At 37.8% G+C, this 21,753-nt stretch carries 17 protein-coding genes and 1 pseudogene; 5 read left to right on the forward strand and 13 right to left on the reverse strand.

Annotated features, from left to right (window positions below):
- Positions 1–44: 44 nt before the first annotated feature.
- From CPT03_RS11865 to CPT03_RS11895, 8 genes and pseudogenes are all read right to left on the reverse strand, one after another.
- Positions 45–3,068 (reverse strand): efflux RND transporter permease subunit, encoded by a 3,024-nt coding sequence (locus tag CPT03_RS11865; RefSeq protein WP_099439049.1) that lies wholly within the window; start codon positions 3,066–3,068, stop codon positions 45–47.
- Positions 3,065–3,997, reverse strand: coding sequence for an efflux RND transporter periplasmic adaptor subunit (locus CPT03_RS11870; RefSeq protein WP_099439050.1), 933 nt, complete (start codon positions 3,995–3,997; stop codon positions 3,065–3,067). The genes CPT03_RS11865 and CPT03_RS11870 overlap by 4 nt, the downstream gene beginning before the upstream one ends.
- A gap of 11 nt (positions 3,998–4,008) precedes the next feature.
- A complete protein-coding gene (locus CPT03_RS11875) occupies positions 4,009–5,271 on the reverse strand; it encodes a TolC family protein (protein ID WP_099439051.1) in 1,263 nt (420 codons plus the stop codon).
- A gap of 88 nt (positions 5,272–5,359) precedes the next feature.
- Positions 5,360–7,120, reverse strand: coding sequence for an ABC transporter ATP-binding protein (locus CPT03_RS11880; protein WP_099441094.1), 1,761 nt, complete (start codon positions 7,118–7,120; stop codon positions 5,360–5,362).
- Positions 7,110–8,024 carry an ABC transporter ATP-binding protein gene (locus tag CPT03_RS23075; RefSeq protein ID WP_410522631.1) on the reverse strand — a complete coding sequence of 305 codons (915 nt, stop codon included), beginning with the start codon at positions 8,022–8,024 and terminating at the stop codon, positions 7,110–7,112. Before CPT03_RS23075 ends, CPT03_RS11880 begins: the two co-directional genes overlap by 11 nt.
- A gap of 3 nt (positions 8,025–8,027) precedes the next feature.
- Positions 8,028–8,860: pseudogene (locus CPT03_RS23080) on the reverse strand (ABC transporter transmembrane domain-containing protein); the annotation flags it as partial.
- 50 nt (positions 8,861–8,910) lie between these two features.
- Entirely contained in the window at positions 8,911–9,621 is a 711-nt protein-coding gene (locus tag CPT03_RS11890; protein WP_099439052.1) for a DUF1080 domain-containing protein, read from the reverse strand.
- A 19-nt stretch (positions 9,622–9,640) separates the two neighbouring features.
- Entirely contained in the window at positions 9,641–10,948 is a 1,308-nt protein-coding gene (locus CPT03_RS11895) for a Gfo/Idh/MocA family protein (RefSeq protein WP_099439053.1), read from the reverse strand.
- Between the two features lie 205 nt (positions 10,949–11,153).
- Here CPT03_RS11895 and CPT03_RS11900 point away from each other — a divergent pair, with 205 nt between their 5' ends.
- The 5 genes from CPT03_RS11900 to CPT03_RS11920 all read left to right on the forward strand — a co-directional run bounded on the left by CPT03_RS11900 (position 11,154) and on the right by CPT03_RS11920 (position 15,852).
- Complete coding sequence (locus CPT03_RS11900; protein WP_099439054.1) at positions 11,154–11,495, forward strand: YciI family protein; 342 nt, start codon at positions 11,154–11,156, stop codon at positions 11,493–11,495.
- 96 nt (positions 11,496–11,591) lie between these two features.
- Positions 11,592–12,830 (forward strand): RNA polymerase sigma factor, encoded by a 1,239-nt coding sequence (locus CPT03_RS11905; RefSeq protein ID WP_099439055.1) that lies wholly within the window; start codon positions 11,592–11,594, stop codon positions 12,828–12,830.
- Positions 12,831–12,979: 149 nt separating this feature from the next.
- On the forward strand, positions 12,980–13,315 hold the full coding sequence (locus tag CPT03_RS11910) for an SMR family transporter (RefSeq protein WP_099439056.1): 336 nt from the start codon (positions 12,980–12,982) through the stop codon (positions 13,313–13,315).
- A 120-nt stretch (positions 13,316–13,435) separates the two neighbouring features.
- Entirely contained in the window at positions 13,436–14,521 is a 1,086-nt protein-coding gene (locus tag CPT03_RS11915) for an acyltransferase family protein (RefSeq protein WP_099439057.1), read from the forward strand.
- Between the two features lie 170 nt (positions 14,522–14,691).
- On the forward strand, positions 14,692–15,852 hold the full coding sequence (locus tag CPT03_RS11920; RefSeq protein WP_099439058.1) for a PepSY-associated TM helix domain-containing protein: 1,161 nt from the start codon (positions 14,692–14,694) through the stop codon (positions 15,850–15,852).
- Positions 15,853–15,864: 12 nt separating this feature from the next.
- Here CPT03_RS11920 and CPT03_RS11925 read toward each other — a convergent pair whose 3' ends face one another.
- From CPT03_RS11925 to CPT03_RS11945, 5 genes are all read right to left on the reverse strand, one after another.
- The gene (locus CPT03_RS11925; RefSeq protein WP_099439059.1) at positions 15,865–16,755 is read right to left on the reverse strand and encodes an AraC family transcriptional regulator; all 891 of its coding nucleotides are present in this window, start codon (positions 16,753–16,755) and stop codon (positions 15,865–15,867) included.
- 122 nt (positions 16,756–16,877) lie between these two features.
- Complete coding sequence (locus CPT03_RS11930) at positions 16,878–18,116, reverse strand: NAD(P)/FAD-dependent oxidoreductase (protein ID WP_099439060.1); 1,239 nt, start codon at positions 18,114–18,116, stop codon at positions 16,878–16,880.
- A 24-nt stretch (positions 18,117–18,140) separates the two neighbouring features.
- Complete coding sequence (locus tag CPT03_RS11935; protein WP_099439061.1) at positions 18,141–19,142, reverse strand: 4-hydroxyproline epimerase; 1,002 nt, start codon at positions 19,140–19,142, stop codon at positions 18,141–18,143.
- Positions 19,135–20,715, reverse strand: coding sequence for an aldehyde dehydrogenase (NADP(+)) (locus tag CPT03_RS11940; protein WP_099439062.1), 1,581 nt, complete (start codon positions 20,713–20,715; stop codon positions 19,135–19,137). Before CPT03_RS11940 ends, CPT03_RS11935 begins: the two co-directional genes overlap by 8 nt.
- Complete coding sequence (locus tag CPT03_RS11945) at positions 20,712–21,647, reverse strand: dihydrodipicolinate synthase family protein (RefSeq protein ID WP_099439063.1); 936 nt, start codon at positions 21,645–21,647, stop codon at positions 20,712–20,714. The genes CPT03_RS11940 and CPT03_RS11945 overlap by 4 nt, the downstream gene beginning before the upstream one ends.
- Positions 21,648–21,753: the final 106 nt, after the last annotated feature.

Here is a 21,753-nt window from a genome sequence, read left to right on the forward strand (position 1 = left end):
TCAGGCTATGTTAAAAAAATAAATTTAGTAAATAATTGGAGCAGTTATTGGTCTTTATAAAGTAAGTTTATTATGCTTGGCAAAACAATAAGTAGTAATGGCATGGCAACAATGAAGCCACCAATAACGGCAATTGCCAGGGGTTGATGAAGTTGTGCTCCGGCACCGATACCTAATGCAAGGGGCATAAGTGCAATTATTGCACCCAGGGCTGTCATTAATTTTGGGCGTAGCCGTGTAGAAATGGCATAAACAATGGCTTCCTGAACTTTGTTTTCTTTACATGACTCTTTAAACTGCAGAAAGGTAAAAATTGCATTTTCGCCTATAATACCTATTATCATGATTAAGCCGGTGTAACTGCCTACGTTTAATGGTGTATTTGTTAAAAACAAAGCAAGATAGCTGCCCGAAATACCCAAAACAGCTATAAATAATATTAGGGTAGCAATTTTGAAATCTTTAAACAGAAATAAAATAACAGCAAATACTAGTAAACTTGAAGAAACCAGAATCATAAGCAGTTCTTTAAAAGACTGTTGTTGCTCTGCATAGGCCCCACCATATTCTATATGATAACCAGAAGGCAAATGAATACTACTTGCAACTTGTTGTTGAATATCCTGAATTGTGGTCCCAAGATCCCTGTTTTCTAAACGAGCAGTTATTACACCCATGGCCTGCAAATTTTCACGGGCAATCTCTGCATCTCCAGTATTGATATCAACAACAGCCAGATTAGTGATTGGCACCAGTTTGCCATTGGGCAAGAATATCTGCATGGATTTAATCCCTTCTACATTATATTTTCTACTATTTGGATAAACAAGCCTGATGGTTGAGAGTTGCTCTTTTTCGAGAACAGTTCCGGATGGATTTCCTTCTAAAGCCATTTGCAATTGATACTGAAAATCGGCAACGGTAATACCATATTGAGCAAGCTGACTATATATGGGTTTAACATTAATGGACGGCCCGGCTATGACAATACCATCAAATACATCAGCAGTTCCCTTAACTTCAGAAACTTTAGCAGCAACCGCTTTAGAAAGTGCTGTAAGCTTGGAGTGATTATCCCCAAAGATTTTGATTTCAATTGGCTGGGTTGAACTCATCAGATCACCAAGCATATCACCAATTACCTGCCCGAAATCTATTTCAAGAGATGGTTGAGTTGCAGTTATCTTATTACGGATTTCGCTTATTACTTCTTCAGTTGTTCTGCTACGTTGTTTTTTAAGCTGAATGAGATAATCTCCATTATTTGGTTCTGTAATAAAGAAACCCATTTGAGTTCCTGTTCTTCTGGAATAGGTTTCTACATCGGGGATTTTTATGATGATCTGTTCTACTTCTTTCAACATCCTGTCGGTTTCCTGAAGAGAGGTTCCCGGTGGAGATTTATAATCTAGTACGATACTACCCTCATCCATTTCGGGTAGAAATCCGGTTTGGAGTTTTGGCAATATGAGTATTATAAGTAGGATAAATATTATGATTGCGGCGAAACTGATTATCGGTTTCTTAACAAACCAGATTACCCATGCCTGATTTTTTACAGCATGTACTTCTGTTTGATTAGTTTTTGGTGATTTGCTCCTTTTACCTAAAAGCAGATATACTACAGGCAAACAGATCCAGGTAACAAAAAAGGAACAAACCAAAGCAATGATCATGGTATTGGTCATTATTTTAAAATAGGCTCCAGCTACGCCTGTCATTAGTAAGAAAGGAATAAAAATAACTACGGTACTAAGTGAAGAACCAAGCATCGCTTGAAAAAGATAGATGATGGCTTTATGTACCAGATCATAGCTCTTTAGATCAGGATGTTCTTCATGCATCCGATGAATCTGCTCTACAACAACAATCGCATCATCTATGATTAAACCAATTGCAGCGGCAATAGCTCCAAGAGTCATTATATTTAGAGTATAGCCAATGCTGTACAATACAATTACAGTTAAACAAAGTGTTAGCGGAATGGTAATAAGAATAGTGGTGCTTGCTTTTAACGACCTCAAAAAGATGATTGCAACAATAATTGCAAGACCTAAGCCTATCCACAAACTATCGGTTACGCTTTTTACAGAATCATTAACAAAATCAGCCTGTATGTAATAAGGTTTAATAGTTACTCCCGGAGGCAAGATGTTTGGTAAAAGTTTAACCCTTTTCTCCATTTCCTGGGTAAGGATAATCAAATTGGCTTCAGGTTGTTTAACAACTGCAATTAGCACTGCATCATGACCATTTGCATTGATTTTGGTATACTCCACCCCCTCTTGTATATTTACTCTGGCAATGTCTTTAATTTGAATAATCCTATGGCTGTTATTACTAACAACAACATCTTCTAAATCTGACTTTGTTGTTAAAGCCGCGTCTGTAATGGTTAAATACAACAGCTTATAATCTGAAAGATATCCGTTTGAACGGATGAAATTGGTTTGACTTAAAGCAGTATTTATCTGTTGCGGGGTAATATTAAGCGAACTCATCTTATTTTTGTCCAGCTCAACCCAATATTCCTTGGTTTTTCCACCACTAACACGTACTTCTGCAACTCCTTCTACCTGAGAAAGAAAAGGTTTGATGGTATAGGTAGCTATTTGACGAAGTTCAATTGGAGATTTACTATGACTTTCGAGCGTATAACCCATTACCGGTAATATGGAAGGATTCATTTTCTCTACCGATATATTGATATCAGGAGGCAATGCATTCCTGATTTGATTGATCCTGGATTCTATGCGTTGCTGGCTCAAATCAATATCTGAGTTCCAGTTCATAAAAGCCGATATTTCACAACTCCCCCTACTTGTAGTACTCCTTACCAGCTTTAGTCCGGGTACCTGTTTAACCGCATTTTCGAGGGGTCTTGTTACCGTTACCATCATCCTATCTACAGGCTGAAGGCCTGCATCAGCAATGATCTTTATTTTAGGAAATGTAATCTCAGGAAAAAGTGAGGTCTTTAGATTCTCATAAGCAATAACACCCCCGAACATCATAATGGCCAGGATTATTATAATCGGGTTTTTATGAGTCAGAAAGAAATTCTTCATTTGTGGTTGATTGTAATTTTGGCCGTATCTGATAATCCGTAATTACCAGTAAGAATAAACCGATCATCGGGTTTAAATAAGGGAGATTTTATTTCAATATAGCTTCTTGTTTCCAGACCCTTTTGGATATTTATTTTTACTGCTGTAGTGTCATTAATTAACTTCATAACCCAAAATTCATCCTGTGTTTCATTGGCAAGAACTGATTCTTTAGGCAAAGCAATGGGGTTTAAAGATTCTGATCGGATTAATTTAACCTTTGCGACAAGCCCTTCCGGAATTATTTTTTGTGTTTTTACCTGAATGATTATTCTTTGAGTTTGCGAGGCCGAATCGACCAGAGGCAATGCAGATCCAACGTTCCCAATTAACTTTTCTCCGTTGGGCAGGGTTACTTCTAATGCTTTTTGGTTTTTAATGATACCCGTTAGTTCATAAGGAAGATCCATTAGAAAAACAAAGCTGTTGAGGTTAGTAATAACTGCCAGTTGCTCCCCTTCCTGTACATAGTCGCCTTTTTGGTGACTTACCTCTCCTGCGAAACCAGCTGTATTTGCCGTAATACGGGTTAATCCTGTAAACTTAAAACTTGGGTCAAGGTTATTAATGGCATTCCCTATACTTTTAGCCTCTTTAGTGATTATTGTAAATAACGTTTGTCCCCCTTTAATATAGTCGCCCTTTTTTACATTTACAGTTTGCAGATAACCATTAGAGCTGGCCTTTATTATCCCTTTTTGCTGAAATGTAGCTGTTGCATTCAATTCAATATAATCACTTAATGGGGCATTACTGATTTGAGTAATGCTTACCGGAGTTTTTGGCTCCGGACTTTTATCCAATTCTTGATTACCTGAAGTAGATACCGGTCCACATCCGTTAAGAATTAAGCATATTAAAGCGAAACCCAGTGTTAGTTTACTGCTCATCTTTATATTTACTAATTGTTCCAATAGTTTAGTTGATTAGTTAGCTGAAGCCTGGATACATTAACCTGCCGAAGCATATATTGAGTATTTAGGTAATTATTTATGGCAATTACATAATCTGCTATTGTGATATCGCCTGTTTGCAACAATTTGCTATCTACATTGATAAGTCCTTCAGTAAATTTAATCTGCCGCGTAATTTTAGTTTGCAATTCTTGAGTAGCCTGCAGTTGTTGAATAAGCTGATTAACCTGCTGTTGATACTGCCTGACAAAAAAACGTTGATAACCTTGCCTTGTGTTTTCCTGTATTTGAAGTTGGGTATACTTCATTTTACGCTGGCCACCATCGTAAATAGGAACAGACATAGTAAAGCCTACACTTGTTCCGAAATTTTTATATGGCTGTAGGATGAAAGAAGAATTATAACCCCCATTTACATAAATACTTGCGAGAGGTTTATAATTCAGATCTATTTGCTTTTTACTATTAAGTAACTTTAAGCTATCTATTTTATACCCTTGTATAAAAATACTATTGCTTAATCGCGCAGGAGCTGTTGTTGTTAGCAAGGGTTCTTGGAGTACCACAACATTGGTATCTACAATGCCAGTTAAATAGTTTAAACGTGCGAAATCATTCTTCAATTGAATGGTTGTCTGGCTGAGCTGCAGTTCCTGCTGCTGAAAGGTTACCAGAAAGGCAAGATAATCTGCCTGTTTATACACACTTTTCTGGGCTAATACTTTGAGTATGTTTTCTTCTTTTTTTAAAAGCTGGTAGACTTCGACATAAAAATCTCTTTGCTGCTGATCGATATAAGTTGTTATGTATTGTTCTGTAATGCTTTTTTTAATGTCCTGCTCAGAGATCTTTGAGGCTGCATTTATTGAATCTGCATGCAAAGCAATTCCTTCTAACTGAATATCGCGCCTACTTTTACCGATAATATTTTGATTAGCTGTTATAAGTGCGTCGAATGTTTTGCCATTGCTAAGTGCATTATCATATCCATAGTTATTTATAACAGGAGCATACGTCCCAGTGGAACTGGCTGTAATCTGTGGTTTATATCCTGCTTTGAGGATCGCACTATCCATCTTATTGAGGAGCAGCTGATTCTTAAAATCTTTAAGTAGAGGGCTATTAATTAATGCTTTTTGGATGTAATCGTCAACCTTATAGTTCTGAGCCCGACACAAGGACATACTTCCGCCATAACTTAAAAGTGTTAATAGAAAGACCAACCGAATTTGCCTTACTTTTTTTATCATTTACTACCAGAATTTCACTGTATGAATATGGTATAAAAGTAAAATCAGACTTTGGAGAAAATCTGTAGAAACTGTCAGCGTGTATAAATTAACTTTTTCTTTTATGATGGATAAGCTTATCCATTGCCTCCCTAAATGATCCGGCTCTGGTTACTTCACCACTATTTACAAAAAAGATCTCATCAGCATTCTCAATAGTATTTAAACGATGAGCTATGATTACCAGCGTAGTTTCTTTTGGTAACTTGTCTAATATCTCGCCCAGTAGTTTCTCTGTTATGGTATCAATATTAGCAGTTGCCTCGTCAAGAATTAGTAAATCAGGTTTTCTGAGCACTGCACGCATAAAAGCAATCAATTGCTTTTGCCCCAGGCTTAAACTGTCAGCAGAAGATAGAACTTTTGTTTCTCCTGCATTATCAAATACAGAAAGTAAGCTTTCCAATCCAGTGCTCTGAATTAAATCTATGAAACCTTGCTGATCATATTCATGATATTGCTCATTGCCGTATAAAATATTTTCTCTAACAGTTCCTGTAAACAAAAATGGCTCCTGAAGTATGAATCCAATTTTCTTACTCCTTTCTTCGGGAGTATAAGATTTAATGTCTTTTCCATTTAAAAGGATTAATCCGCTTACAGGATCGTACAGCCTCGCCATGATGGATGCTGTAGTAGTTTTACCACCACCTGTTGGGCCTACCAATGCGTATGTTTTTCCTTTTTCGAGTTTAAAATTCACATTGTGAAGGATTTCATTACTTGCGGTATACCCGAAATGTACATTTTTAAATTCAAGTAACGAATCTGACGCTTTTACTGCCGTGCTGTTAATAATATCTAAATTACTCTGCAGAGATAGCATACGAGAGATTCTATCCCAGCCTGCAAGTGCTACCTGGAAACTTGTCCACAATGCAGCTAACTGTCTTAAAGGGTTATAAAAGTTAGTAGAGTAGGCTAAATAACTAACCAGCAATCCAACGCTAAATTCTGATTCTGTGATGAGGTAAATGCCGTAGCTTAACACAATTAATTGTGCTAAGGCGGAGAATAAACCGAATACAGGTAAGAACATGTTGTTTGCCATTCCGGTACCCATAGCAGTTTTATAATTATGCTGATTGGCTACATCGAACTTTTTCCTGAAATAATCTCTTCTGTTAAAGGCTATTATTACCTTAAAATTATTCAGGCTTTCCTGTATTTCGGCACTTAGCGCTCCGGAACTTTTTAAACTTAAGGCATTCCTTTTTCTTACCCAGGGCGAGACGCCTCTTGTAAACACAAGAATAATTAAGGCTGGCACCAGAGTGGCAAGCCCAAGTTTAATGTTAATGGATAATAAAAATACTCCAGAACCAACCATGGTCATGATGCTGCTAATGAACTGCATTAAAGCCTGTGAAAAGAATTGGCTTAATTTATCGGTATCATTATTAACCCTTGAGATAAGATCGCCTGCTTTGTTTTCATTAAAGAAGGCTACCGGCAATTGCTGTATTTTATTAAAAATTACATTTCTTAATTTGAATATAGCACGTTGGGCTACCCCTCCCATCCATTGTGTTTGTAGATAACTGCTAACAAAAGCGACAGAATACATGGCAAGCAAAATACCTGCAAATACCAAAACACCATGGTACTTTCCTGTTTGCACATAATGATCGATAGTATACCCTATTAAAAATGGACCAAGGAGGTTAAGTGATGCACTGATAAGAATTGCTGATAAGGATAGAAAAATACGCTTTCTCTCTTCCGCAACCAGATTCAATAGATTTTTAAGACCTACCCATGATGAACTTTTTTTCTCCTGCTCTGCAATTGTGTTCAAATTATAATTCATAATTGCTTGTGCTTTTTTGTGAATTAAAAATCTGTACATATTCTGGACTTGTCGCCATAAGCTCATTGTGTGTTCCTGCAGCCAATATTTCGCCCTGCATAAGCAAAATGATTTGTTCATAATGCTCAACAGCAGCTATTTTCTGGGTTACTGATATAAGCGTTAAATTTGGATAATTACGTTGAATATTTTCAAGTATTCGGGTTTCGGTCTGATTGTCTACCCTAGCCGTAAAATCATCAAGCAGTAACACATTTGGATTTATTGCTAATGCGCGTGCCAACATAATCCGCTGCTTTTGCCCACCCGAAAGGCTCAACCCACGTTCTGAAACACTGGTATCTAAGCCCTTTGGCAATAATTCTATAAAATCCTTCAATTCGGCAGTTTCAATTGCTTTTTGCAAAGATTCGTCTGTTACCGTTTCACTAAAGGTAATATTCTCGCGAATGCTCATATTAAACAGAATACTATCCTGAAAAACAAAGCCTAATTTTTGGTAAAAGGATTCACTTTTATATTCATCAATCTGATGCCCATCAAATGTAAGCGTACCACTATCCGGTTTAATTAAGCCGCTAAGTAAATAGAGCAGCTGGGTTTTACCTGCCGCTGTTGGCCCAATAACAGCTGTGCGTGATCCAGGGCGTACTGCGATATTAATATGTTTTAATACTGGTTTTTCGCCATAGCAAACATTTATACCTCTCACCTCGATCGTTCCTGTTAAATCAGCGTTAAGCTCACCTGCCTCCAGGACATCTGGTCTTTCAAGCATTCCACTTATTCTACCATACGAAGCAGTGGCCTGAGCAATTACGTTACTCATAAAGCCTATTATCAGAATTGGAAAGATAAGTAGCGCCAGGTAGCTGTTAAAAGCAGCAAAATCACCTAAACTCATTTTGCCATTAATTACGTAATGCCCGCCCAGTACAAGAATCATTAAACCAGCCATATTTGCTGTGAATACAATTATGGGGATTAGCCAGGCAAATAGCCTTAGTATGGAAAGCCCAATATCTTTAGCCTTAGTGCTAGCTTCAAAGAATTTATTGTATTCCAAGTGTTGTGAATTAATTACACGGATCAGCATAGCCCCAGAATACTTTCGTTAATAACCTTATTTAGCCAATCAATTACTTCCCTACTTTTTTTAAACAGGACTCGTACTTTACCTAGCACTACAAAAAAAGCACCTCCAATAATTGGTATAATAGCCATTACAATTAGGCCCAGCCTCCAGTTAATGCTTAACAATAAAATACTTGCTCCAATAATTATAAACAGCGAGGATACAATGGAAACAATAGCCTGTGATACGAACAGCTTTATAGAATCGACATCAGACGTTAGATTGGTAAGTAACCGTGAAGGGTTGGTAGTTTGTATGTAAGCAAAACTTTGTCTGGATATTTTATCGGCCAGACGGGTTCTTAAATCCCTTGCAACCTTCTCTGAAGCGTAAGTTTGCATTAAACTTTGAAGGAAACTGAATAAGAAAATAATGATAACTATGGTGATAAACTCAGCAGCAATTATTCTATAAGAAAACTTGCCTGCGCTATAGGCATCAATACCACTACCAATAAGTTTTGGTATCCAAAGATTCAGCCCGTTACTAAGTAAAGCAAACAGAATCAACAGAAAAATAAGTCCTGAATATGGCTTAAGCAAGCTAAAAATGCTTGGGCTTTGCTTTGTTTTCTGTTTAGGGACTTCGGTATCTGAATTCTTCATTTCAATTTACGAAATTGGGATTTTTTTTCAATACTATAACCCAATGCCGATTATAATTCAGTTATTTTTAAGTTACGAAAATAAATCTCAGCCCCCTCAGATTCTAAACACAGGTAGCCCTTTTTTACGGTTGACTTACTTATCCCGTTTACAAACTTACCGTTTACAGATAGCTTAATAGTCCCGTCGACACAAACCACGATATAGCTATTCCATTCACCCTTTCCTTTGCAACGGTTCTCTACAGATTTGCTGCGTTCACCTCTAGGGTTATCCGGAACTGTTTGTACGCCTCCAACTCCAAAAAGTTCACCATGAACATAAGCAATAGGCGGCTTCTCCCCATTAGTAATGTTTTGATTTACCCAATCAAGTTCAAGCATCTGAACCTCTACCCCACCTGGCAAGCGATTTTCTGCACCTGGCTTTGCGTCACTCCATACAAATACTCCTGAATTTCCACCGGCTTCCATGTGTTTCCATTCAACCTGAAGGATAAAGTTTTCATACAGTTTTTCTGAACGCATGACTCCAATGGGCTTACCTTTGCAAATGAGCAGATCTTTGTCTACCCTCCAGGTATCAGGATCTGTGTTTACATTGATCCAGTTAATAGGCTGTCCCTTAGCTTTATTACCTCTTGTTGTTTGCTCAAATTTCAACTCTGTTCCAAATTTAATAGGTTTTGACTGCGCAAATAGTGACGAATTACAAGGCAACATAAAAAGAAAGGCCATACCTATCCCACGTAATATTCTCATATCTATAGCTTAAGGAAGGTTAAATTACTTTGGTTATGCCAGGCAAAGCAACCGGATGATCTTGCCATTTAAGATCCCAATTATAATCCTCTATTTTTGGGCCTAATGTTTCAGTAGACTTCATTGCTTGCTCCAATGTAAGCGTTTGCCCGCTATAGGCAACCATGCGCCCCCAAATAGCCAGCATGGTACTATTAGCCATCTCCTCTCCCTGATTTATAAGGTTTCCGCTTCTTATACCGGCAAAAAACTCATTATGCTGAGTTTGATACATATTATTCTTTTCACCATTATACTGCCATTTATTTTTTCCGGTTATTTCATATCTGCTTCCTACATTGATAATTGCGCTACCATCTGATCCTAATACATCTACGCTATTGCGATGCGAAGTTCCCTCCTGTTGTCTGCAGAAATGATAACCTTTAACTCCATCTGCATAGGCATACTCAATGGCAAAATGGTCGTATATATTACCAAAAATCTCGTCTACACGCACCTGCCGACCACCTGTACCTGTTGCACTTAAAGGCATCTTTCCTCCCATTGCCCAGGACATCATGTCCAGACTGTGAACGGCTTGTTCTGTTATAAAATCGCCAGATAGCCAACTATGATAATGCCAGTTGCGCATTTTGTAGGTCAGATCAGTCCAATCTGGCTGACGGGGATTAGACCAATTTCCGGCTCCGTTTCTAAAGGTAGAAACGGTTCTGATCTCTCCAACATCTCCTTTTAATACCCTTTCAAAAGTAGCTCTGCTAGGCAGATCATATCTAAAACAAAACCCAGACACCAAGGAAAGATTTTTCTCTCTTGCTTTTTTTGCAGCATCTAAAACCTTACGTATTCCGGGCACATCAACAGCAACGGGTTTTTCGCAAAAAACATGCTTATCTGCATTAATTGCCGCGGTTAAGTGATCAGGTCTGAAAGCAGGTGGCGTGGTAAGCAATACTACATCTACCCCTGAATCTATCAGTTTTTGATAAGCATCAAAACCGATGAACTTGTTCTTTTTATTTACCTTTACCCTATCTCCTCCAATTTCAAACAGGGCTGAATAAGCACCTTCCAGCCTATCCTCAAAAACGTCGGCCATTGCTGTAATTATAACGTCAGGATCTGCCTGCAATGCTTGGGCCGCTGCACCTGTACCCCTGCCACCACAACCTATTAACCCCACCTTTAGTTTAGATTTTACTGATGAAAACAGCGGAGAAGAAAAGCCAGATTGGTAAGCTAAAGTACTACCTACCAGTACCAGGCCTGATTTCTTTAAAAATGATCTTCGATCCGTTAAATTTGGAATTTTAATTTTATTCATAGCATTAGGTTCATGGTTGTGTGTGCTCCTTGGCAGGAGGCGATTTTTTGTACTAAATTTATACTAAGTTATTTAAAGATGATATTAATTCACAAAAAGGTTACCTATTAAATAATACAAAGTAACATGAGTATTTTTGCATGGTAATGTCCAATTTCAGAAATTACAATCGTCATCTGTTTTTAACCATTAAAATTTAAGCAAAATGAAAGAGTTCTTATTTGTATTTAGAAATGATTATCAAGCTGTTCCTAAAGGATCTCCTGAAGAAATGCAGGCAGAAACTAAAAAATGGATGGATTGGATTGGTGGTATTGCTGCACAAAACAAACTGGTTGATAGAGGTAACCGTTTAGCTTCTGAAGGTAATACCTTAAAACCGGGTAATGTAATTACAGATGGTCCGTTTATGGAAATTAAAGAAGCTATTGGAGGGTATACTCTGATCAGAGCAGAATCATTAGAAGATGCTACCGAAATTGCTAAAGGTTGCCCTATCTTTCAATTTGGTGGAAGTGTTGAGGTTAGAGCAATTAACCCATTGTAGGCCATAATAGCCAGATTAGTTTAAAAAAGCCAAAAAGCCTTTGTATTTTGCAAAGGCTTTTTCAATTTTGGGAAAGCAAGTAAGTGCAGTTTCGACATGGAACAAACAGAAGAATTAATACCACATTTGTTTAGAACAGAATACAGAAAGCTTACTGCTGTTCTAACTAAAATATTTGGCTTGGAGCATATTGAAATTGCTGAAGATATTTCAAGCGACACCTTTCTGATGGCTTCTGAAACCTGGGGAATAAAAGGCTTACCTGAAAATCCAGTTGCCTGGATCTATACTGTTGCAAAAAATAAGGCTAAAGATTATTTAAAAAGAAACACGCTTTTTGACCAGAAGATTGTGCCTCATATTCAAAGTAGTACTTCAGAAATTGAGGAATTTGAAATAGACCTGTCAGATCAGAACATTACAGATTGCCAGTTGCAAATGATGTTTGCCGTTTGTCACCCATCTATTCCTTCTGAAGCCCAAATAAGTCTGTCACTGCGTGTGTTATGTGGTTTTGGAATTGATGAAATAGCAAATGCTTTTTTAACCAATAAAGAAGTGATTAACAAGAGGCTATTTCGGGCTAAAGAAAAGCTTAGATCAGAACAGGTTAAAATTGAGTTCCCGAATCAAAATGCAATTGAAGGAAGGCTTGAAATGGTTCTAAGAACATTATATCTTCTTTTTAATGAAGGTTATTATTCAGCCGGAAAGGATATAACCTTAAGAAAAGAGGTTTGTTTGGAGGCCATGCGTTTAACCAACCTGCTGCTTGAAAATAAGTCAACAAATCAACCAGCCGTAAATGCTTTAATCTCCCTAATGTGCTTTCATGCATCCCGTTTTGAGGCAAGAGTGAATATAAATGGAGAAACCATACTTTATCAGGATCAGAATGAAAGCCTTTGGAATGACGAACTAATCATACAGGGAGAATGCTTTTTAAATCGGGCTTCTGTAGGTGATAAACTTTCAAAATACCACCTGGAAGCAGGTATTGCTTATTGGCACACACTTAAACAAGACACAAACGAAAAGTGGGAAAATATTTTACAGCTTTACAATAAGTTGCTTCAATTGGAGTATTCGCCAATTGCTGCATTAAACAGAACTTACGCTTTATCAAAAGCCAACGGTAAAAAAGAGGCAATTACAGCAGCAGAGAAGCTTAATCTGCATGACAATCATTTATACCATGCGCTTTTGGGAAACTTATATACAGGAGTGGATAATTCAGAGGCGCTTTCCCATTTCCGGACAGCATTAAAATTAGCTAAATCAAAAGCCGATAAAACGGTAATATCCAAAAACATAACTAATCTTGGTTCTTCTTAGGAAAGACTGGTTCTATTTTTCTAAGCAAAATATTAATAATAGATTCACTTTTACCTAAAAGAGTGATTTAATTTTAATATTTTTAATTTTGAAGACACTTCATTTATTAAAGCAAAATTGCAACCTCATTATCCTCATTAAAATGGAATATGTTTAAAACCTATCTTCTTTTATTCATTGCTATTGCTTTTGAAATTATTGCCACATCGGCCTTAAAAGCATCTGAGCAATTCAGCAAACCATGGCCATCGCTTTTAACCGTTATAGGATATGCAACAGCTTTTTATTTTTTGAGCCTTAGCCTAAACAAACTCAATCTCGGTATTGCTTATGCAATATGGTCGGGAGTTGGCATTATTATGATCTCCGTGGTAGGGCTATTTCTGTTTAAGCAAAAACTGGATCTGCCGGCTGTAATTGGCATTGTTCTGATTGTTTGTGGTGTTGTAGTTATCAATGTATTTTCTAAATCAGTAAGCCATTAAACTTGGTCTCTTTTCTATTACACTATCTCTAAAATTTGATAGACTCCTTATTATTTGGTAATCTTGGTGCCGCGTATATACGCCGTAAACTATTTAACAAGCCAACGTTACCATAAATAAATGAGTACGACCCAATTAAGCTCCGACACATTAAAAACTAAACAGCACTTTGATATTCTTGATGGATTAAGAGGAATTGCCGCAATATCCGTAGTCATCTTTCATTTTATGGAAATGGCCATTACAGATTATAGCAAGAACTTTATTGCTCATGGTTTTTTAGCTGTCGATTTCTTTTTCTGTTTATCAGGATTTGTAATTGGATATGCTTATGATGATCGTATTGGAAAAATGGGCGTAAAAGAGTTCTTCAAATCAAGACTCATCAGATTGCATCCTTTAGTTATTTTGGGTTCAATATTAGGCTTATTAACCTTTCTTTTTGCCCCTTATGGTGGGAATCCTGAAGCTTACAGTGCAGGCAAAATTATTCTGATATTTCTTAGCTCCATTTTACTCATTCCATTCCCCTCAATGACTGAACGTTCTTTTAATCTGTTCAGCTTTAATGCCCCAGCCTGGTCATTATTCTGGGAGTACATTGCCAATATTGTATATGCTTTTATTCTTTGCAGACTTAGCCGTCGAGTTTTATTGGTATTAACCGCAATTTCGGCTGTAGCACTTTGCTTTGTGAGTTACCGCTCCGGTAACCTTATGGGTGGTTGGGGTCAATCAACATTTTGGGATGGAAGCATCCGCATATTGTATTCTTTTTTGGCTGGCTTAGTGATTTATCGATCCAATTGGATTATTAAAAATAAGCTAGGCTTCATAAGCTTATCGATACTACTATTCCTGGCATTTATTATGCCTTTCAATGAATTAACATGGCTTACAGAACCATTGGTTGTTCTGTTCTATTTCCCATTGATAATTGCACTTGGGGCAGGAGCTGAATTAACAGACAGGCTTAGAAAGCTTTGCGTTTTTTCGGGAAAAATATCTTATCCACTTTACATGACTCATTATGCCGTAATATGGATGTTCTTAAATTATTACACCGCTAACAAACCGGATACGACTCAACTGTCATTTATCGTTGTTATTGGTACAATGCTATTGCTTGCAGTTGCATATCTTTTTATGGTTCTTTATGATATTCCTGTTCGAAAATACTTAACCGCAAAAAGAAAGCAGGTTTAACTTTTACGACTCATTAGACATAAACTTAACATTATAGAATTTGAAAACTAATTCTTAGGAATACTTTTTAAATAAAATTCATTTGTATTAAATCTAAATAAGAATACCTTTGCCCGCAGTTTTAAATCAAAACTCATGCAAGAACCCAATCCTCATAAAAACTTTTAGTAATGCTGCGCAAAATATTTTTCTGGCTGCATAAATGGCTGGGCCTGGCAACAGGCCTTGTAGTTCTAATTGTTAGTTTAACTGGCTGTATAACCGTTTTTTCGGACGAACTGAAAGAATACTTTTATCATGAAAGATATTATGTTGAACCTGAAAGGGATGGCAACTTTTTAAACTTTAGTCAACTTCATAACCAGGCACAGAAAGCTCTTGGTCCTGAAATTAAAATTTCCCGCTGTGAGATTTATCCAACCAATGGTCGTACATGGGTATTTAGGGCTTCATTAACAGACAAAAAAGGTTTTGGCTACTGGAATCACTACAAGTATTATTACAGGGTTTACATAAACCCATACAATGGAAAAGTTGTGCACATGGAAAATACACGAAATGAGTTCTTTCAAGTGGTACTGAATCTGCACATGAACCTGCTGTTGGGTGACACTATTGGTACCATGGTAACAGGAATTTCGGTGCTATGTTTTTTTATTCTTCTGTTATCTGGCTTTGTGCTTTGGTTTCCAAAGAAATGGAAATACAAAGCCTTTAAAAAAGGCCTTGTATTTAAGCCAGATGCAGGGAAAAAGCGAATGAACTATGATTTGCACAATATATTGGGCTTTTATGCATTAATACCGGCTATGCTTATCAGCATAACTGGCCTGGTTTTCGCCTTTTCGTGGGCTGACCAATCCGTTCAGTTTCTGGCTAACGGAGGGAAAGTTGCCGAAAAGAGAATTATCCCATTATCTACACCCAATGAAACCTATAACCCCCAACCCACCGATAGTGCGATTGCCCAAATTTTTAAACTGCACCCTCAGGCTGATGCGCTCTCTATTCGTTTTAGAGAGAAGAATACAGATCCCTTTGATGTTCAGGTACGACTAGCCAAGAATCGTACGCATCTCTTTGAATGGTATTATTTTGATCGTAACAATGGTAAAGTCCTAATGAGATATGGCGATCAGGATGTAAAGGGAGGAGAGAAGTTTAGAACCATGAATTACGACTTACATACTGGGGCTTTTACAGGAATACCTACTAAACTAGTTGCTTTCTTTGTTTCTTTAATCTGCGCTACTATGCCTATAACAGGTTTTTTAATCTGGTACAATAGAGGAAAAAAAAGTAAAAAAAGCAAAAAAGTTGTTTTGGTATAAAAGAGTTTTTTCTTACGCTATTTTCCCAACATTGGTATAACTATCTATATAGCCCCTAGGCGAATGGCCTGTTACAGTTCTAAATACCCTATTGAAATTGGTAATACTATTAAAACCAGCATTGTAGGCAACCTCGGAGATACACCCGGCATGCTCACGAAAAATAAGGTTTTTACAGGCATCGTTTACCCTAACCTCATTTAAAAATGAAACAAAGGTGTGGCCAGTATGTTTTTTAAAATATCGGCAAAAAGCCTGGGGTGTCATAAAGGCGATATCTGCAATCTCCTCTAAAGATAGCTGGGTATTGTATTTTCCCATGATGTAATTGATGATCTTACTTAAACGCCTGCCTTCGCTTTCACTTACATTTAAGGAGTAAGTTTTGGAGCATAAAGGCTTTACCTGATCATCCATCTCTTGCAGCCTATCCATTAATTTTAAAAACCCAAACATTACGCTACTCCCAGTGGCATACTGGATATCCAGAATATGGGATGCAATGTTTTTTGATACCTTAAAAGGCACTTTAAAGCCCTCTTTGTGCTTTTTAAAGAAGGTTTTTAATGTCTTCATCTCTGGTAAATTAAACAAAGATGCCAAAATACCCTCAGGGTTGAAATATATAGAGCAGGCCTTTATACTTAACTCAGGATTGCCTTTAAAATAGTCAGGATTACTTTTAAAAAGATGAGGCATTTTTGAGCCAATGACAAAAATATCTCCTGCCTTAAAAGCGTGCATTTCGCTTCCGGTTATTAGTGTCCCTTCCCCCCTTTCAATAAAAGTGATTTGCCATTCATCGTGGCGATGCAGGTGCGGATAAAAATGAGCCATTTCAATATATTCTGAAATTACACTCCTATCATCGGGCACCAATATTGTGAATGGTAAAACTTTCATAGGCTTTGCATCAATTTATTTAATGATCCAATTTAATAATATTAACCCACATAATTTACACTTATAACAAAATGGGTTAAAATACGGTTACTTATCGATAAAATATTAGCAAAGTCTTTAGTTTATCTTGACACTACAAAAGGTAAAATACCTATTTCCGGCTGCTCATCAGAAATGATTTGACTAACCAATAAACCGGTAGCTGGCCCCAGGCTCAAACCCATCATACCATGACCGGTTGCTATAACAAGATTATTCTTTTTTACACTTTTACCAATATATGGTAGCCCATCTGGAGATGCCGGACGGAATCCGTACCAAATATCTTTTAGCAAAGGCATTGATGGTTTTAAATCAGGAAAGTAATTGGGTACAGCATCTACAATTCCTTTAACCCTATTCATATTTACTTTAGTATTAATCTTATCCAATTCCATTGTCCCCCCATATCTGATGCTGTCATTCATAGGTGTAATGGCTACCCTGGCCTCACATAGCAAAGCCGGTACTGTCAAACGTTGCTGAGGCTCGGGCTCCATAAAAGAATATCCTTTCCCTGGCATTAATAATACCTTTTCTCCAGCCATTTTAGCTACCGCTGGTGACCATGATCCTGTAGCGATTACATAATGATCTGCTTCCCAAACCTGATTTCCTGTAAACACCTTTAATATGCGTTTATTATCCGTTTCAATTCGGTCAACTTCTGGCCCCTTTACAATTTCAACCCCCACCTGAAGCAAATATTTATATAAAGCATTCATTAATTTACTGGGATACAAATGAGCATCGCAACGATAATGTACTGCACCTAAAACATCTAACTTTAAATCTGGTTGTAATTTCTTGCATTCATCAGCATCCAATATAGTCATCTCCAAACCAAGTTCAAGGGCTTTATCAACCAAATGAGCTTCTTCTTCTGCCGCCTTTTCAGTTTTGTAAAATGCAAGAATCCCTTTATGATTGAGTTCAAAATAATCAAGCTCCTTAGCTAGTTCATCATACAGCGATTTGCTTAACAGAGACAGATCTCGCAAGGGTATTGCAGATTTATCCAAGTGTTTTGTAGTGGCATGTCTAACGAATTTCAGTCCCCAATTAATTAAATTTGAGTCTAATGAGGGTCGCACATAAAATGGGCTCTTACTATTAAACATCCAGCGAATTCCTTGCTTAATCATTCCTGGTGCCGCTAATGGCACAAAATGGCTTGGCACAATCATACCTGCGTTACCATAAGAGCAATTATCAAGTGCATCTTCCTTATCCAGTATAGTTACCTTATGTCCTTTTTTTTGCAAATAATAGGCTGAACTTAACCCCACTATTCCAGCTCCGATAATTATAACCTTCGACATTCTTTTTATTTAATCGATAATTCACTAAATCACTTGAAATCCGTATGCATAGGGATCATCTTCTGCATCAATTTTGATGGTATTGTAACCATACACTTTTGCCCATCCCTCAACACTGGGTATAATGGCCTTTACACCATTAAGCTCAACTACATCCTCAACCCTGCCTATAAACTTGCTTCCAATAAAACTTTCGTGAATAAAAGTTTCCCCTTGTTTCAACTTGCCTTTTGCATATAATTGTGCCATACGCGCAGAAGTTCCAGTTCCACAGGGCGACCTATCAATTGCTTTATCTCCATAAAAAACTGCATTTCTGGCAGTAGAAGAGGGGTCTAATGTTTGGCCTGTCCACAAAACATGGCTACAGCCATTAATTGTTTCATCCAAAGGATGCACAAACGTGTATTTTTCATTTATTCTTTTGCGTATTGCCTGGCTCCAGGTTATGAGTTGTGAAGCTGTATAATTTTCGAGCCCCGGAAAGTGAGCCTGAGGATCTATGATAGCATAAAAATTTCCGCCATAGGCAACATCAAAAGTTAGCAATCCCAAGTCCGGGCATTCAATCTCCAGGTTTTCTGCGGCTAGATAAGACGCTACATTTCTAAGTTTTACTGATTTAACTTTCTTACCTTCTTGTTTGTATTCTATCAATACCAAGCCCGCAGGTGCTTCCATTCTAATCAATCCTGGCACTTTTGGCTGAATTAATCCTTCCTCTATTGCTATGGTAATGGTACCAATTGTTCCATGGCCACACATTGGCAGGCATCCACTTGTTTCTATAAAAAGAACCGCCACATCATTATCAGGATTGTGTGGTTGATAAAGTATACTTCCCGACATCATATCATGACCACGGGGTTCAAACATCAATCCGGTTCTGATCCAATCAAATTCTTTCAAAAAATGTTGCCGTTTTTCGCTCATATTAGCTCCCAGAAGCTGAGGGCCGCCTCCTGCAACCAATCTTACCGGATTTCCGCAGGTATGTGCATCAATACAAAAAAAAGTCTTACTCATGTGTCATTTTCTGATTTACTGTTCTAAGAATACCTAATGGATTTCCGTTTTTCAGTTCAGGTGGCAATAAGTCCTGCACCCAATCCTGATAGGCCAAAGGCCTTACAAATCGTTTAATGGCAGTTGTGCCTACCGAAGTAAACCGGCTATCGTTGGTTGCCGGGAATGGCCCACCGTGCTGCATTGCAGCACAAACCTCAACACCTGTTGGCACTCCGTTCAAAATAATCCTGCCCGTTTTGTCTATCAGTTTAGCTATTAAAGTATTAAAGAGAAGAAGTTCTTCCTGTTCAGCCATCAATGTGATGGTAAGCTGTCCTTTCAGTACATTAATCACATTTTCTAATTCATTAATATCTTCTGCAACTACAAGCAAAGAATATGGGCCGAAAATTTCTTCTTGGAGTTTCGGATTATTTATGAAATCAACAGCGTTAACCTCTGCAATTATGGCTTTTGATTGATTTTGCAACTCTTTATTTTCTGAGGTTGAAGAAGCCAATATTGAAACGCCTATCTCCTCTTCGATTTCAGATGAAACCTTATTATAGTTATTAGCAATGCCTTCGGTGAGCATGGTTGAGGAAGGAATTACATTTATTGCTTCAGCCAATGCAGCTTTAAAAGTTTCTAATGCTGCCGATTTAATGGTTAATAACAGACCTGGATTTGTACAAAACTGGCCTGCCCCTAAGGTAATAGAAGCTGCATATTTTTTAGCTAGTTCTGAGGTAGAAGTTTCTAATGCATCCGGGAGAAACACTACTGGATTTATGCTACCCATTTCAGCAAATACTGGAATTGGATGTTCCCTTTCATTTGCCAGTTGCACTAAACCCATTCCTCCTTTAAATGATCCTGTAAAAGCAACCGCTTTGGTCAGAGGGTGCTTCACTAAACCTGCACCAACAGCATAACCATCATCATAAAGCAAAGAAAAAACACCTTTGGGAATTCCGCACAATTCAACTGCCTTTACAATTGCCTGCCCTACTATTGCACTAGTCCCCAAATGGGCAGGATGAGCCTTTACTATTACGGGGCATCCTGATGCGAAAGCAGATGCAGTGTCGCCGCCAGCAACAGAGAACGCAAGTGGAAAATTACTGGCTCCAAAAATAACAACGGGCCCTATTGGAACTAGCATTCTTCTGATATCAGGTTTTGGTTGAGGTTGACGGTCTGGCAATGCGGTATCTATAATGGCATCTACCCACGAACCTTCACTCACTAAGCTTGCAAACATTCTGAGTTGCCCTGTAGTTCTTCCTAACTCGCCCTGTAAACGTGGTAAAGGCAAACCGCTTTCCTTTGCAGCCCGATTCACAAGAATTTCCCCTACCTTATTCAACTCATCTGCAATAGCATTAAGAAAGGCAGCTTTGATATCTTTATCAATAAAACGATAAGTTTGGAAAGCATCGACAGCCAATGCCAATGCACTTTCTACAAGGCTTTCGTTGGCTCTTGAAAACTCTCCTTCCAGTAACAGTCCGGTACTGGGATCTGCAGCTTTAAGGAATTCTCGATCACCTGTCTGGTAAAGCGAACCTATGATATTTTTTCCATTCATAATTCCTGGTGAGCTAATGCACCCCAAGATCCAACTGGTAATTCCGGACGGTTAGCCAGAGCATCATCAATAATTTTAAGCACTCTGGCTCTTTCATCGCCAGCTATAAGTAATCTTGGCGCACGAACAGTTTCGGTTCCAAGTCCTGTTGCTACTTCTGCCAATTTAATATATTGAACTAACTTAGGATGAATATCTAACTCTAAAACTGGTAAAAACCAGCGATAAATGGTCAGTGCCTCAGTAATTCGGTTAGCTTTAATTAACCTAAAAATTGCTACTGTTTCTTTTGGAAATGCATCAACCAAGCCAGCTACCCAGCCATGGGCACCCATTACAATACTTTCCATAGCGAGTGGATCAACACCGGTAAAAATCTTGAAACGATCACCAAAGCGGTTAATTAACCTTGTTACATTTGAAACGTCTCTGGTTGACTCCTTAATAGCCTGGATATTATCGTATTTTGTCAATACCTCAAACATGTCTAAGGTAACCTCGATTTTATAATCGACAGGATTATTGTAAATCATAATCGGCAGCTTGGTTGACTCAGCAATAGCACCAAAATAGGCCAGGGTCTCCTCCTTGGCTGCATTGTAACGCATTGGCGGCAATAACATTAAACCGCTAGCACCTAATGATTCTGCTCTATTAGCTACTTCAATGGCTTTTTTTGTGGTAGATTCAGCAATATTAAGTAATACAGGAACTTTCCCATCAACAAAATTAATGGTGTGAACCAATAGTTCATATTTTTCATCATCAGTAAGCACACTTGCTTCTCCGAGAGATCCACCTAGAATAATGCCTTCTGCCCCTGCCTCTAGCTGCGCAGAAATGTTCAGATCGAAAGTTTCAAAATCCAGTTCATCGTTAGCTGTAAATTTTGTAGTTACAGCAGGGAAAACCCCTTTCCATTGTATACCCATTGCAATCTTCTTTTAATTATTTACGATATTCAAAGCTAGGCTGGAAAATGGTATACCTGTTATTGGATTTTAACCAATATTAGTTTAAAATAGGCCAATTGACATT

Source organism: Pedobacter ginsengisoli, from assembly GCF_002736205.1.
GTDB lineage: Bacteria > Bacteroidota > Bacteroidia > Sphingobacteriales > Sphingobacteriaceae > Pedobacter > Pedobacter ginsengisoli_A.